The sequence below is a fragment of the Euryhalocaulis caribicus genome, assembly GCF_000412185.1.
GTDB classification, from domain to species: domain Bacteria; phylum Pseudomonadota; class Alphaproteobacteria; order Caulobacterales; family Maricaulaceae; genus Euryhalocaulis; species Euryhalocaulis caribicus.
The window spans coordinates 61,860-76,250 of sequence record NZ_ASJA01000007.1 but is presented as its reverse complement, the minus strand read 5'-3'; the positions used below and the strand labels follow the sequence as shown (position 1 = coordinate 76,250).

The window sequence follows — 14,391 nt, the reverse complement described above, 5'->3', positions numbered from 1 at the left end:
GTTCGACCTCCTCAGCCTTCAGGCGTTTTCGTCCAGAACAATAACATCAACCAGCGGCCGCTTGCCCCAGATGTCCTGCGCCCTGCGGCGAACCGCGCGCATCACAAGAGTCTCCGCCGTCTCCGCGTCCACGCGTTTGGCGCGGGACAGCGTCTCATGCGCGACGTCTTCCATTTCTTCCTCGAATGCGTCCAGACTGAAGTCCGGCGCATCGGGAATGCCGCGCGTCAGGCAAGCCGGGCCTTCAAGAATACGCCCGCGGGCATCGATGGAAACGGCGACCGTGACGTGGCCGACAAAGGACATTTTCCGACGATCCTTTAGCGACGGCGCTTCCGCATCCACGATCACGTCGCCGTCGACATAGAGCCGCCCGGCCGGAACCTCGTCGATCACGCCCGGCTTGCCGGGGCCAAGCAGGATCAGATCGCCATTATGCGGCGCGATGGCCTGCCCCACCTGCACGTCGCGGGCGAGCTTGGCGTGCTCCACCAGATGGCGGCGCTCGCCATGCACCGGGATGGCCAGCTTGGGACGCGCCCACTGATACATCTGCCGAAGTTCATCGCGCGCCGGATGGCCGGACACATGGATTTCGCCGTCACGGTCGGTGATCAGTTCGACCCCGCGTTCGACGAATTTGTTCTTCAGTTCGATTATATCCTTCTCGTTCCCGGGGATGACGCGGGAAGAGAAGATGACCGTATCGCCCTCCCCCAGACTGACATTGCGGTGATCGCCCGAAGCGATGCGCGAAAGCGCCGCGCGGCGCTCGCCCTGGCTGCCCGTGCACAGGAACAGAATCTTGTCGTTCGGGAAGAAGCCGGCCTCGTTCTCGTCAACGAACGGCTTGAACTGGTTAAGCAGACCGACCGATTTCGCCGCCGCCGACATACGGTGCATCGACCGGCCGACAAGGCAGACGCGGCGGCCATTTTCCTCTGCCGCCACCATGGCGGTTTCCATGCGCGCCACGTTTGACGCGAAAGAAGCGATGGCGACCTTGCCTTTCTGTTCGCCGACCACGCGGATCAATTCTTCCCGCACCTCGCCCTCGGAGCCCGTGTGCCCCTCGACAAAGACGTTCGTGGAGTCACAGACCAGCGCCAGCACGCCCTCTTCCCCCAGCGCGTTCAGCGCCTCTACATCGGTGGACTCGCCAATCAGGGGATCGGGATCGATCTTCCAGTCGCCGGTATGCAGAACCATGCCGGCCGGGGTTCGGATCGCCAGACCGTTCGGCTCCGGGATCGAGTGGGTCAGCGTGATCAACTGCAGGTCGAAGGGACCAAGCTCGAAACGGTGATCCAGCCCGATCTCGATGACTTGGACCTCGTTAAGCAGGCCGAATTCCTGCAGGCGGTCCCGGACCAGCCAGGCCGTGAAAGGCGTGGCGTAGATCGGACAGCGCAAGCGCGGCCAGAGGCGGGCCACCGCGCCCATGTGGTCCTCGTGCGCATGGGTCAGGACAATGCCCAGCAGATCGTCGGCGCGCTCTTCAATGAAGCCGGCGTCGGGCATGATGATGTCGATGCCGGGCGTCGAGGCGTCGCCAAAGGTCACGCCCAGATCGACAATGACCCATTTGCGGTTCTCTTCCGGCCCGTAGCCGTAGAGATTGAGGTTCATCCCGATCTCGCCGCAGCCGCCAAGCGGCAGGAACACGAAAGGTTGGACGGCGGTGTCGGCCATTAAATCTTGCTCTTGTTGCGTTGCCAGATGTCCAGAAGCCCGCGGATGGTCACGTCCGGGTCGTAATGATCGATTTGTTCCGCCGCGCCCTCGAACAGGGACGCGACGCCGCCCGTGCCGATCACGGTCATAGGCTGGTCATATTCGGCCTTCACGCGCTCAATCAGGCCGTCAATCAACTCGATATAGCCCCAGAAAATGCCCGATTGCATTGCGCCAACGGTATCTTTTCCGATCGTTCTGGGCGGCTTCTGTATTGCGATGCGGGGCAGTTTCGCCGCGGCCTCATGCAACGCGGTCAGGGAGAGATTGATCCCTGGCGCGATCACCCCGCCCTCGAAATTGCCGTCCGCCGAAATCACGTCGAACGTCGTGGCGGTGCCGGAGTCGACGATCAGCAAGGCGCCCTCATAGACAATCCGGCAGCCCAGCGCATTGACCAGCCGGTCCGCCCCCACGTCCTCGGGCCGCGAGATACTGACTCCAACCCCCAGATCGATATCGGATTCGCCGATGATTATCGGCTCAACGCCCAGATAGCGGCGGGCCAGGTTGCGCAAGTGGAAGATGGATTGCGGCACGACGGAGCTGACGATGCAGCCATCCAGGTCATCGAAACTGAGCCCCTCCATCTTCATCAGCTGGTCCAGCCAGACAGCATGCTCGTCCGCGGTGCGGGACTGATGCGTGGCGGAGCGCCACTGCGCCCGCCAGTTCTCGCCGTCATGGACCGCGAAAAGCGTATTCGTATTGCCGCTATCGATCGCCAGAAGCATGGCTGCCGCCCCTATTTCCTGCCGGGAAAGAAGACATCGCCGGCCGCGACGCGCATCAATGCGCCATCAGGCTGGCGAAGGCAAAGCGCGCCGCCAGCGTCCAGATCCTCGAAAACCCCATAGAGGTCTTCGGCGCCGCCCTTCACCACGATCGGTTCTCCCAGCCCGCTGGCGCGGGACAGCCACGCCTTGCGGATGGCGGTAAAACCTTCGCGCCGCCAGACGCCAAGCCAGGACTCGAACGCCGCCGCCAGATCGCGCGCGACGTCATCGGGGTGTGGCCGGTTCAGGCCTGGCGCAAGGCGGTCCGCCAGCGCCAGCGCCGGGTAAGGCGTGTTGTCCGGGGCGTCGGCGATATTCAGGCCAATCCCCACAACCAGCCAGCGGCCCACGGAGTCCATGCCTGACTCCAGCAAAATCCCGCCGGCCTTCGCGCCATCCAGAAGTAGGTCATTGGGCCATTTGAGAGAGACCGCCCCCGGCAGCACATGCGCCGCAAAAGCGTCATACGCCGCAAGGGCGGTGACAAAGGAAAGCTGCGCCAACTCGCCCGGGTCGCTGGAAAAGCGGTAGGCGCCGCTGAGAAAGAGATTGCCGCCTCTGCTCTGCCATGGCCGCCCTCTGCGCCCCCGGCCCGCCGTCTGGGCCGCCGCCGAAATCCAGAAGGGCGTCTCCGCGCCTGCGCCAAGACGGCGCTTGGCTTCCTCATTGGTCGAGTCGATCTCGGCCAGCCGCTCAATGCGCGGCGCAGACTGCGTCACGAAAACAGCGCGCTCGCCGCTGCGCCCGCCTGAGAGATCAGCGGAAAGATGAAGACCACCAGGATCGGGAAGGCAAGAGCCGCCGACCCGAACGCGGTATAGGCGACAGTCCGGCCCGGGCGGACAAAGCCCTGAGCGGGTTCATCGAACCAGATCAGCTTGACGATGCGCAGATAGTAGAACGCGCCGACGACCGTGCCGAGCGCGGCAAAGACCGCCAGCAGGACCAATCCGGCGTCCAGCGCCGCCATGAAGACATAGAGCTTGGCAATAAAGCCTGCGAAGGGTGGCAGACCGGCCACGGACAGCATCAACATGGACAGCGCCACGGCGATGCCGGGATTGGTTTGGGAAAGCCCCGCCAGATCGTCGATCTGCTCAACCATGCCATCCTTGCGGCGCATGGCCAGAATGCAGGCAAATACGCCGATTACCGACAGCAGATAGATCGTCATATAGATCAGCAGGCCGTTGACGCCGTTCTGGGTGCCCGCAGCCAGCCCCATCAGCGCATACCCCATATTGGCGATGGAGCTATAGGCCATCAGGCGCTTGATGTTCGATTGCGCCAGCGCGCCAAACACGCCAACGCCGATGGAAATGCCGGCCAGCGCCACAATCACTTGCTGCCAATCGCCAATAAACTCACCGAACGGGCCGACCAGAACGCGCGCGAACAGCGCCATGGCGGCGAATTTCGGCGCGGCGGCCAGAAAAGCCGTGACCGGGGTCGGCGCGCCTTCATAAACGTCTGGCGTCCACATGTGGAACGGCGCGGCGCTGACTTTGAAAGCAAGGCCGGAAATCGCGAAGACCAGCCCGATGGTGAACATCAGGGACTCTTCCTGCGCCAGCGCGGCGGCGATGCTGTCGAAATCGGTCGCGCCGGTGGCGCCGAAAATCAGCGAAAGGCCATATAGCAAGAGACCCGAGGAGAGCGCCCCGAGGACAAAATATTTCAGACCCGCTTCCGAAGACCGCAAGGAGTCGCGGTTGAAGGCCGCCATCACATAAAGAGCCAGCGATTGCAGCTCGATCCCCATATAGACGGCGATGATGTCGCCCGCCGACACCATCATGCCCATGCCCAGAACGGCCAGAAGGCCCAGAACCGGGAATTCGAACCGGGACAGTTTCTCTTTCTGCATGAAGCTGTCGGACAGCAGCAGGGTCAGGCCCGCGCCGATCGCGATGACAACCTTGGCAAAGACCGCAAAACGGTCCGCCACCAGCGCGCCGGAAAAGGCCGCGCCGGCGCCATTGGCAAGCCCGGCCAGCGCCAGCGCCGCGTACCCGGCCAGCGTCGCCAAGGCGAGCCATGTGATCAGGCGCGCGGACTTGTCGCCCATGATCACGCCGGCGACCAGCAGGCCCATCGTAGCGACAGCCAGGAAGACTTCCGGCGCCGCGATCGCGAAGTTTACAGCGAAGGATTCAGTCATGGCTCCAGCGGGATCTCCAAAGTCTCGGGCGCAGGCGCGAGCGCTTCTTCATAATGTGCGACCAGGTCCATGACCGAGGTCTCGGTGATGTCGGTAACCAGCGACGGGAAAACGCCCAGCGCCAGCGTGGCGATGATCAGCGGAATGAAGGTGATCAGCTCCCGGCGGTTCACGTCGGTAATGTTCTCGAGCTTCGAGTTCACGATCTCGCCAAACACGACGTTGCGGTACACGTTCAGCATGTAGACCGCCGAAAGGATCACGCCGAAGGCCGCGCCGAACGCGATCCACGGATTGACCAGATAGCCGCCCACCATGGTCAGGATCTCGCCCACGAACCCGCTGGTCCCGGGAAGCCCCACATTACCCAAGGCGAACAGCAGGAAGATCGCGGCATAGACCGGCATGCGGTGCACCAGCCCGCCATAGAAAGCGATTTCCCGCGTGTGCATCCGGTCATAGATCACGCCCACCGCCAGGAAGAGCGCGCCGGAAATGACGCCATGGCTGATCATCTGGAAAATCGCGCCCTGCAGGCCCTGCGCGTTGGCGGCAAAAATGCCGAGCGTCACAAAGCCCATGTGGGCCACAGAGGAATAGGCCACCAGCTTCTTGATGTCGGTCTGCCGGAACGCCACCAGCGAGGTGTAGATGATGGCAATGACCGACAGCGCGAAAACCAGCGGCGCGAAATATTCCGACCCGAACGGGAACATCGGCAGCGAGAAGCGCAGGAAGCCATAGCCGCCCATCTTCAGCAGCACGCCGGCCAGGATGACCGACCCGGCCGTGGGGGCCTGGACGTGCGCGTCCGGCAGCCAAGTATGCACCGGCCACATCGGCATCTTCACCGCGAATGAGGCGAAGAAGGCCAGCCAGAGCCATTTCTGCACGCCCGGATCGAATCGGTAATCCATCAGGATCGCGATGTCCGTGGTTCCGGCCTGCAGATACATATAGATGATCGCGACCAGCATCAGCAGCGAGCCGAGCAGCGTGTACAGGAAGAATTTGTACGACGCATAGACACGGTTCGCGCCGCCCCAGATGCCGATCAGCAGGAACATCGGGATCAGGCCGGCCTCGAAGAAGAAGTAGAAGAGGATGAGATCCTTGGCGGTGAACACGCCGATCATCATCGTCTCGAGCACCAGGAACGAGGCCAGGTATTCCGTGATGCGCGTATTGATCGACCGCCAGCCTGCGATGATGCAGATCGGCATCAGGAACGTGGTCAGCAGCACGAACAGGACGGAAATGCCGTCCACGCCCATGCGGTAGGAAATATCCAGACCCAGCCAGTTGGCCTCTTCGGTCAATTGGAAACCGGCCAGGCTGGGATCGAACCAGGACAGCACCACCAGCGATGAGGCCAGCGCGCCCAGCGTGAACCACAGGGCGACCCAGCGGCTGTTGCGATCGACCACCTCGCCGTCTTCCGGACGGGCCATCGCCTTCAGCACGAGGATCAGCAGCGCGCCAATCGTCGGCAGGAAGGTCGTCAGGGAAAGAATCGGAAAATCAGACATCGCCTTCGCCCTACCCCTTCAGCACGATCAGGGCGCCGGCAATCGCCACGACAGCGATCAGCATGACAAGCGCATAATGATACAAATATCCGGTTTGCAGCCGCGACAGCCGTGACGCGCCGGAGCGGACCGCACGGGCCACCCCGTTGGGTCCCAGCCCGTCAACGATGCGCACATCGCCAACTTTCCAGAACAGGTCGCCCAGTCCGCGCGCGCCGCGCACGAAGGTCGCGTTATAGAGTTCGTCGAAGAACCACTTGTTATAGAGGAAGCTGTGCAGCGGCCCGCCGCTCTCCCCGATGCGCCGCGGGATGCCCGGACGCATCAGATAGAAGAACACCGCGCCCAGGAAGCCCAGCAACGTCACGACAAACGGCGTCCAGAGAACCCAGGTCGGCACGTGATGCCCACCATGTTCTTCTCCGTGCTCCTCTGAAGCGGCGTGGGCGGCGCCCTCGCCTCCCTCGGCATGCGCCTCGGCGGCTTCGGTGTCGGCCTCGTCGCCTGTCAGTTGCCCCGTGACGTTCTCCGCGGTTTCAGAGGCTTCGTCCGAGTGGCCGGCTTCAGCGTGAAGCTCTTCGCCGTGCTCCGCTTCCTCGCCATGTGTCGCAGCGGAAGCAAAGGTTACGCTCTCACGCCAGAACCCGTCTTTCGCATCGCCCACGAACGGCGAGTAGAACAATGCGCCGGCGAACACGGCGCCAACCGCCAGGATCAACAGCGGCCCCATCATGACCGGCGGCGACTCGTGCGCCTTCTCGAAATGCTCCTGCGGCCCGCGATGCTTGCCGTGGAACGTCATGAAGATCAGGCGCCAGGAATAGAATGAGGTCAGCAAAGCGGCGACCACGCCCGCCCAGAAGGCCAGAGTCGCAACCTGCGATCCCGTGTCGGCGGCGACCGCGAAAGCGCCCTCGATAATGGCGTCCTTGGAGAAGAAACCGGCAAAGCCCAGCTTCGTGCCCGGGATGCCGACGCCAGTCAGGGCCAGCGTGCCGATCAGCATGACGGCGTAAGTCCAAGGAATGACCTTCCACATGCCGCCCATCTTCCGCATGTCCTGCTCGTCATGCAGGGCGTGGATGACCGAGCCGGAGCCCAGGAACAGCAGCGCCTTGAAGAAGGCGTGCGTGAACAGGTGGAACATCGCCGCGCCATAAAGGCCAAGCCCGGCGGCGAAGAACATGTAACCCAGCTGCGAGCAGGTGGAGTAAGCCACCACGCGCTTGATGTCGTTCTGCGCCATACCGATGGTCGCGGCAAAGAAGGCGGTGATCGCGCCGATGACCGCCACGATGGCGGAGGCGACCGGCGCCGCCTCGAAAATCGGCGAACAACGCACAACAAGGAACACGCCCGCCGTCACCATGGTGGCGGCGTGGATCAGCGCGGAGACCGGCGTCGGGCCCTCCATGGCGTCCGGCAGCCAGACGTGGAGGAAAAACTGGGCGGACTTGCCCATCGCGCCGATGAACAGGAGGAAGGCGATGATTTCCAGCGCATAGAAGCGCATGCCGAGGAACTCGGTCGCCTGCCCCTGCATGGCCGCAACCTGCGCGAACACCCCGTCGAACTGGATCGTCCCGAAGATCAGGAAGATGGCCATGATGCCGAGCGCAAAGCCGAAATCGCCCACGCGGTTGGTGACAAACGCCTTGATGGCCGCCGAATTCGCGGTCGGCTTCTTGTACCAGAATCCGATCAGCAGATAGGAGGCCAGCCCCACGCCTTCCCAGCCGAAGAAGAGCTGCATGAAGTCGTTCGCCGTCACCAGCATCAGCATCGCGAAGGTGAACAGCGAGAGATAGGAGAAGAACCGCGCCCGGTGCGGATCGTGGCTCATATAGCCGAACGAATAGATGTGGACGAGCGAGGACACGAACGTGACCACGACCAGCATCACCGCCGACAGCGTGTCGATCCGCATGGACCAGGAGGTCTGGAACGCGCCGATATCGAACCAGCGCGCGATTTCTATGGTCAGCTCATTGCCGACGAACGCCACGTCATAGAAAGCGTAGAGCGACAGCCCCGCCGACAGGCAGACCAGCAACGTGGTGATCCACATGGCCGCCCGGTCGCCGATATAGCGTTGCAAAAGCCCCGCGATGGCCGCGCCCAGCAGCGGGCCGAATACGATTATCGCGTACATCCCCCGCCTAACCCTTCATCAGATTGATGTCTTCAACCGCGATGTCGCCGCGGTTGCGGAAATAAACCACCAGAACGGCCAGCCCGACGGCCGCTTCAGCCGCCGCGACCGTCAGAACGAACATCGCGAAAATCTGCCCCGCGATTTCGCCCAGATAGACCGAGAAGGCGACCAGATTGATGTTCACCGCTAGCAGCAGAAGCTCGATCGACATCAGGATGATGATGACGTTCTTGCGGTTGGTGAAAATGCCGAACACGCCAATCGTGAACAGAATGGCGGCGAGCGTGAGGTAGTGAGCCAGCCCGATCATCTAACCAATCCCCTCGCCCTGTTCGATATCGACCAGCTCCACCGCTTCGTCGCGTTTGCGGCCGACCTGTTTGCCGATGTCCTGACGCTTGACCCCTTCGCGATGACGCAGCGTCAGCACGATGGCGCCGATCATGGCGACCAGCAAAACCATGCCGGCGGCCTGGAAGAAATAGACATATTCGGTGTAGAGCACCGCCCCGATCGCCTCGATATTCGACGCCGAAACCGGAATGGCGGGCGGCTGCGCGGCGGCCTCGCCGCGCGAAGCGGCCCAGCTGGCGCCGACGAACGCCATCTCGGCCAGCATGATCAGCGCGATCAGCGCGCCCACCGGCATATATTGCAGAAAGCCCTGTTTCAGCTCGACGAAATCGACGTCCAGCATCATCACGACGAACAGGAACAGCACGGCGACCGCCCCCACATAGACAACGACCAGCAGCATCGCCAGGAATTCCGCGCCAATCAGCACGAACAGGCCCGCCGTGGTGAAAAAGGTGAGGATCAGCCACATGACCGAGCGCACGGGATTGCGCGCGGCCACGACCATGAAGGCCGCGGAAACCGCGACCCCGGCCAGTATCCAGAAGGCGATCGCCTGTAAGATCATGCCCTGCCCCGTCTCTTCCCGATAAAATCACGCCACGGCGGAACCGCCCGGCGCGAAGCGCCCGCCCTAGCGGTAAGGCGCGTCCAGTTCCAGATTGCGTGCGATTTCCCGCTCCCAGCGATCACCGTTCGCCAGCAGCCGGTCCTTGTCATAATAAAGCTCTTCGCGCGTCTCGGTCGCGAATTCGAAGTTCGGTCCCTCGACAATCGCATCCACCGGGCATGCCTCCTGGCAGTAACCGCAATAGATGCATTTCACCATGTCGATGTCGTAGCGCGTCGTGCGGCGCGAACCGTCCGCGCGCGGCTCGGCCTCGATCGTGATGGCCTGCGCCGGGCAGATCGCCTCGCACAGCTTGCAGGCGATACAGCGCTCTTCGCCATTCGGGTAACGGCGCAGCGCGTGTTCGCCGCGGAAGCGCGGGCTCAGCGGGCCCTTCTCGAACGGATAGGCCAGCGTGGCCTTGGGCCGGAAGAAATACTTCATGGCCAGGATGAAGGCGCCGACAAAGTCCAGCAGGAGCGCGCCGCGGAGAGCTTGTGTAATACGAGCCATTGTTTCGTTCGTTTCTCTTCGTTTTGCGCTTTAGGCCGGGCCGCCGGTGAGCGCGACGTATCCGCCGACGAGCACAACCGCAACCAGCGAGGTGGGGAGGAAGACTTTCCAGCCCAGCCGCATCAGCTGATCGTAGCGGTAACGCGGGACCATCGCCTTCACCATGGCGAACATGAAGAAGACGAGGACAATCTTCAGCGCGAACCAGAACACCGGCGGGATCCATTCGAACGGCGGGAACGGCAAGGGCGAATGCCAGCCGCCAAGGAACAGGATCACCGTCATCGCGCTCATCAGCACGATGTTCAGGTACTCGCCGATCATGAACAGCAGGTACGGCGTGGACGAATATTCGACCTGGTAACCCGCCACCAGTTCCGACTCGGCCTCGGGCAGGTCGAAGGGCGGACGGTTCGTCTCGGCCAGCGCCGACACGAAGAAGATCACCAGCATGGGGAAAAGCACCGGCAGAAGCACGATGTTCGGCCAGGTCAGCATGAAGGCGTGCCAGTGCCAGATGCCGCCCGCCTGCGCCTCAACGATATCGCTGAGATTCAGCGAACCGACCAGCAGCAGGACCGTGATGATGATGAAGCCGATGGAGACCTCGTAAGAGACCATCTGTGCTGCCGAGCGCAACGCGCCCAGAAACGGGTATTTCGAGTTCGACGCCCAGCCGCCGATGATGATGCCGTAAACGCCCAGCGACGAAATCGCGAACAGGTAGAGGATGCCGACATTGATGTCCGACACCGCCAGACCCGGCCCGGCCGGAATGACGGCCCAGGAAATGAACGCCAGAACGAAGGTCAGGAACGGCGCCAGGATGAAGAGCGGACGGTCGGCGCCGGCAGGAATGACGATTTCCTTGAAAACGAACTTGAAGAAGTCCGCGAAGGACTGAAGCAGGCCGAACGGCCCCACCACGTTCGGGCCTTTGCGCATCTGCACCGCAGCCCAGATCTTCCGGTCAGCCAGAAGCAGGTAGGCCAGGCTCAGCAGCAACGCGATCATGATGATCAGCACGTGCAGCACGGAGGCTGTGAAGTGGCCCCAGTGCGGCCCCATCATGTTTTCGAAGAAACCGTACATTACTCGGCGGCCTCCATGCGCGGCGCTTCATCTTTCACGGCGGAGCACTCCGCCATGACCCGGCTGGCGCGCGCGATCGGATTGGTCATGTAGAAATCGGTCACAGCGCTGCGGAACGGCTCGGCAGACAGGTCGCCCTTCTCGCCCAGCGCATCGAAGTCCAGCTTGTCGAGGTCAGCCGCGCCCGGGGCATAGTCGATGCCGCCAAAGCTCGGATGGTCCTCAATCAGCTTGGCGCGGAGCTGGCCCAGCGTGTCGTAGGGCAGCGTTCGCGACAGGCGGTCGGAGAGCGCGCGATAGATTGCCCAGTCTTCCTTCGCATCGCCCTTCGGATAGACGGCGCGCGCGCCGGTCTGGACGCGGCCTTCCGCATTGACCCAAGTGCCGGACTTTTCGGTATAGGCGGCGGACGGCAGGATTACATCCGCCTTGTGCGCGCCCTCATCGCCGTGGCTGCCGACATAAATCACGAACGCATCGCCGAAATCATTGTCGCGAAGCTCGTCGGCGCCGTGCAGCAGCACCGTTTCAATCTCTCCGGCCCGCGCCGCTTCCAGCATACCGGCAACATTGCGTCCGCCCTCGCCCGGCACCAGGCCAAGGTCGAGACCGCCCACGCGCGAGGCGGCGGTGTGAAGCACGTTGAAGCCGTTCCAGGCGTCGTCGCCGGACTGGTTGAGTCCCGCGTCCTTGGCGAACTGCGCCACGCGATTGAGGATTGCCGCAGAGTCCGGACGGTTCAGCGCGCCGGCGCCCAGCACGATCATACCGCGCCCGCCTTCCTTGAAGGCTTTGGCGAGGTCGCCGGACAGCGCCTTGTCGAGGTCGGCGGCGGTTTCGCCCAGATGATCGTAGTCATAGGTCAGGTCGACGGGCTCGCCGATCACCGAAACCTTCAGGTCGTTGTGCAGCCAGGCCTTGCGGATACGCGCGTTCAGAACCGACGCCTCATAGCGCGGATTGGCGCCGATCAGCAGCAGGTGATCGGCGTCTTCAACGCCCATGAAGGTGGAATTGAACAGCCAGGACTGACGCGGCCCTTCGCCCAGGATCATGCCGTCCTGACGGCAATCGATGCTCTTCACGCCAAGGCCGTCCATCAGGTCCTTCAGCGCCTTCATGCCCTCGGCGTCGGCCAGATCGCCGACGATCGCGCCAATGCCTTCCGGGTTGCCCGCCAGCTTCTGCGCGGCGACGTCCAGCGCCTCTGTCCAGTCGACAGGGGTCAGACGGCCATCCTTGCGGACATAAGGCTTGTCCAGACGCTGGCGGCGCAGGCCGTCCCAGACAAAGCGCGTCTTGTCGGAGATCCATTCCTCGTTCACTTCCTCGTAAATACGGGGAAGGATCCGCATGACTTCCGTGCCGCGGGCGTCCACGCGGATGGCGCACCCCATGGCGTCCATCACGTCGACCGATTCCGTCTTGCGCAGCTCCCACGGGCGCGCCTCGAAAGCGTAAGGCTTGGAGGTCAGCGCGCCGACCGGGCAAAGGTCGATCACATTGCCGGACAGCTCCGACGTCGCCGCCTTTTCCAGATAGGTCGTGATTTCCGCGTCTTCGCCGCGGTTCAGCATGCCGAACTCTTCAACGCCGGCGACTTCCGCCGCAAAGCGGACGCAGCGCGTGCACTGGATGCACCGGGTCATGATCGTCTTGATCAACGGACCCATATATTTCTCTTCGACCGCGCGCTTGTTTTCCTCATAGCGCGTGAAGGAGCGGCCATAGGCCAGCGCCTGGTCCTGAAGATCGCATTCGCCGCCCTGGTCGCAGATCGGGCAGTCCAGCGGATGGTTGATCAGCAGGAACTCCATCACGCCTTCACGGGCCTTGTCGACCAGCGGCGTGGCGGTGTTCACCTTCGGCGGCTCGCCATTGGGGCCGGGACGCAGGTCGCGCACCTGCTGGGCGCAGGACGCCACCGGCTTGGGCGCGCCGACCACCTCGACCAGGCACATCCGGCAATTGCCCGCGATGGACAGCCGCTCGTGATAGCAGAAACGCGGAATCTCGCGGCCCGCCGTCTCGCACGCCTGAAGCAGCGTAAGGTCCGCCGGAACCTCGACTTCCTCGCCATCGACGACAAGTTTTCGCAGGTCTTCGCTCATGACTCGCCCTACTCCGCCGCCACGGCCGCGCCCTGAACGTGCGGCTTGGCGCTGCGGTACTGGTTGATTCTCTCTTCGATTTCGCCCCGGAAATGCCGGATCAGGCCCTGGATCGGCCATGCCGCGGCATCGCCCAGCGCGCAGATCGTGTGGCCTTCCACCTGATAGGTGACGTCCAGCAGCGTCTCGATTTCCGAATGCTCCGCCTCGCCGCGCGCCATGCGCTCCAGCACGCGCCACATCCAGCCCGTGCCCTCGCGGCACGGCGTGCACTGGCCACAGCTCTCATGCTTGTAGAAATACGCGATGCGGGCGATCGCCTTCACGATATCGGTGGACTGGTCCATCACGATCACCGCGGCGGTGCCCAGGCCCGACTTCACTTCCTTCAGCGCGTCGAAATCCATCAGGACATCGTCACAGATATCCTTCGGGATCAGCGGGACAGATGATCCGCCCGGGATGACCGCTTTCAGATTGTCCCAGCCGCCGCGCACGCCGCCACAATGGGTCTCGATCAGCTCTTTCAGCGGGATCGACATCGCCTCTTCGACATTGCACGGCTTGTTCACATGGCCGGAGACGCAGAACAGCTTGGTCCCGGTATTCCCTTCGCGCCCGATGCCGGCGAACCATTCCGCGCCGCGGCGCAGAATGTCCGGCGCAACCGCAATGGATTCGACATTGTTCACGGTGCTGGGGCAGCCATAGAGGCCGGCATTGGCCGGGAAAGGCGGCTTCAGGCGCGGTTGCCCCTTCTTGCCTTCCAGGCTTTCCAGCAGCGCGGTTTCCTCGCCACAGATATACGCGCCTGCGCCATGGCTGACATAGATGTCGAAATCCCATCCGGACCCGGCGGCGTCCTTGCCGACCAGCCCCGCGTCATAAGCCTCGCGGATCGCCTTTTCGAGCGCGATCCGCTCATCGACATATTCGCCGCGGATATAGATGTAGCAGGCGTGCGCGCGCATCGCGTAGGAGGCGATCAGGCAGCCCTCGATCAGCAGGTGCGGATCGTGGCGCATGATTTCCCGGTCCTTGCACGTGCCCGGCTCGGATTCGTCAGCGTTGACGATCAGATAGTGAGGCCGTTCGCCGACTTCCTTGGGCATGAAGGACCATTTCAGGCCGGTCGGGAAACCGGCGCCGCCACGGCCGCGCAGGCCCGACGCCTTCATCTGGTCGATGATCCAGTCCTGACCGAAGCTCAGCAGGTCGGCCGTGGAATTCCACGCGCCCCGCTTCTTCGCGGCCTCAAGCCCCGGATCGTGAATGCCGTATAGATTGGTGAAGATGCGATCCTTGTCTTCAAGCATCGCCGCCTCCCTTCTTGCCGTCGGCGTCTTTCGCTTTCAC

12 protein-coding genes are annotated in these 14,391 nt (G+C 63.0%); all 12 read right to left on the bottom strand.

Annotation, left to right across the window (positions count from 1 at the left end; genetic code table 11):
• Positions 1–18: 18 nt before the first annotated feature.
• Positions 19–1,692, bottom strand: coding sequence for a ribonuclease J (locus L338_RS07510; RefSeq protein WP_022697754.1), 1,674 nt, complete (start codon positions 1,690–1,692; stop codon positions 19–21).
• Positions 1,692–2,468, bottom strand: a complete 777-nt coding sequence (locus L338_RS07505) for a type III pantothenate kinase (protein WP_022697753.1) — start codon at positions 2,466–2,468, stop codon at positions 1,692–1,694. The genes L338_RS07510 and L338_RS07505 overlap by 1 nt, the downstream gene beginning before the upstream one ends.
• A gap of 11 nt (positions 2,469–2,479) precedes the next feature.
• Entirely contained in the window at positions 2,480–3,229 is a 750-nt protein-coding gene (locus L338_RS07500; RefSeq protein ID WP_022697752.1) for a biotin--[acetyl-CoA-carboxylase] ligase, read from the bottom strand.
• The gene (gene nuoN, locus L338_RS07495; RefSeq protein WP_022697751.1) at positions 3,226–4,671 is read right to left on the bottom strand and encodes an NADH-quinone oxidoreductase subunit NuoN; all 1,446 of its coding nucleotides are present in this window, start codon (positions 4,669–4,671) and stop codon (positions 3,226–3,228) included. Before nuoN ends, L338_RS07500 begins: the two co-directional genes overlap by 4 nt.
• The gene (locus L338_RS07490) at positions 4,668–6,200 is read right to left on the bottom strand and encodes an NADH-quinone oxidoreductase subunit M (RefSeq protein WP_022697750.1); all 1,533 of its coding nucleotides are present in this window, start codon (positions 6,198–6,200) and stop codon (positions 4,668–4,670) included. The genes nuoN and L338_RS07490 overlap by 4 nt, the downstream gene beginning before the upstream one ends.
• Before the next feature lie 10 nt (positions 6,201–6,210).
• A complete protein-coding gene (gene nuoL / locus L338_RS07485; RefSeq protein WP_022697749.1) occupies positions 6,211–8,352 on the bottom strand; it encodes an NADH-quinone oxidoreductase subunit L in 2,142 nt (713 codons plus the stop codon).
• A gap of 7 nt (positions 8,353–8,359) precedes the next feature.
• Complete coding sequence (gene nuoK, locus L338_RS07480) at positions 8,360–8,665, bottom strand: NADH-quinone oxidoreductase subunit NuoK (RefSeq protein WP_022697748.1); 306 nt, start codon at positions 8,663–8,665, stop codon at positions 8,360–8,362.
• On the bottom strand, positions 8,666–9,277 hold the full coding sequence (locus tag L338_RS07475) for an NADH-quinone oxidoreductase subunit J (RefSeq protein WP_022697747.1): 612 nt from the start codon (positions 9,275–9,277) through the stop codon (positions 8,666–8,668).
• Between the two features lie 66 nt (positions 9,278–9,343).
• A complete protein-coding gene (nuoI, locus tag L338_RS07470) occupies positions 9,344–9,832 on the bottom strand; it encodes an NADH-quinone oxidoreductase subunit NuoI (protein ID WP_022697746.1) in 489 nt (162 codons plus the stop codon).
• Between the two features lie 30 nt (positions 9,833–9,862).
• On the bottom strand, positions 9,863–10,924 hold the full coding sequence (gene nuoH, locus L338_RS07465; protein ID WP_022697745.1) for an NADH-quinone oxidoreductase subunit NuoH: 1,062 nt from the start codon (positions 10,922–10,924) through the stop codon (positions 9,863–9,865).
• On the bottom strand, positions 10,924–13,035 hold the full coding sequence (gene nuoG, locus L338_RS07460) for an NADH-quinone oxidoreductase subunit NuoG (protein WP_022697744.1): 2,112 nt from the start codon (positions 13,033–13,035) through the stop codon (positions 10,924–10,926). The genes nuoH and nuoG overlap by 1 nt, the downstream gene beginning before the upstream one ends.
• An 8-nt stretch (positions 13,036–13,043) precedes the next feature.
• Complete coding sequence (gene nuoF, locus L338_RS07455) at positions 13,044–14,351, bottom strand: NADH-quinone oxidoreductase subunit NuoF (protein ID WP_022697743.1); 1,308 nt, start codon at positions 14,349–14,351, stop codon at positions 13,044–13,046.
• Positions 14,352–14,391: the final 40 nt, after the last annotated feature.

Bases quoted from the DNA above. Each gene is read 5' to 3' on its own strand.
- L338_RS07475 (WP_022697747.1), bottom strand. From the start codon at position 9,277: ATGATCTTACAGGCGATCGCCTTCTGGATACTGGCCGGGGTCGCGGTT.
- L338_RS07490 (WP_022697750.1), bottom strand. From the start codon at position 6,200: ATGTCTGATTTTCCGATTCTTTCCCTGACGACCTTCCTGCCGACGATT.
- L338_RS07505 (WP_022697753.1), bottom strand. From the start codon at position 2,468: ATGCTTCTGGCGATCGATAGCGGCAATACGAATACGCTTTTCGCGGTC.
- L338_RS07510 (WP_022697754.1), bottom strand. From the start codon at position 1,692: ATGGCCGACACCGCCGTCCAACCTTTCGTGTTCCTGCCGCTTGGCGGC.
- nuoH (WP_022697745.1), bottom strand. From the start codon at position 10,924: ATGTACGGTTTCTTCGAAAACATGATGGGGCCGCACTGGGGCCACTTC.
- nuoG (WP_022697744.1), bottom strand. From the start codon at position 13,035: ATGAGCGAAGACCTGCGAAAACTTGTCGTCGATGGCGAGGAAGTCGAG.
- nuoN (WP_022697751.1), bottom strand. From the start codon at position 4,671: ATGACTGAATCCTTCGCTGTAAACTTCGCGATCGCGGCGCCGGAAGTC.
- nuoF (WP_022697743.1), bottom strand. From the start codon at position 14,351: ATGCTTGAAGACAAGGATCGCATCTTCACCAATCTATACGGCATTCAC.
- nuoI (WP_022697746.1), bottom strand. From the start codon at position 9,832: ATGGCTCGTATTACACAAGCTCTCCGCGGCGCGCTCCTGCTGGACTTT.
- nuoL (WP_022697749.1), bottom strand. From the start codon at position 8,352: ATGTACGCGATAATCGTATTCGGCCCGCTGCTGGGCGCGGCCATCGCG.
- nuoK (WP_022697748.1), bottom strand. From the start codon at position 8,665: ATGATCGGGCTGGCTCACTACCTCACGCTCGCCGCCATTCTGTTCACG.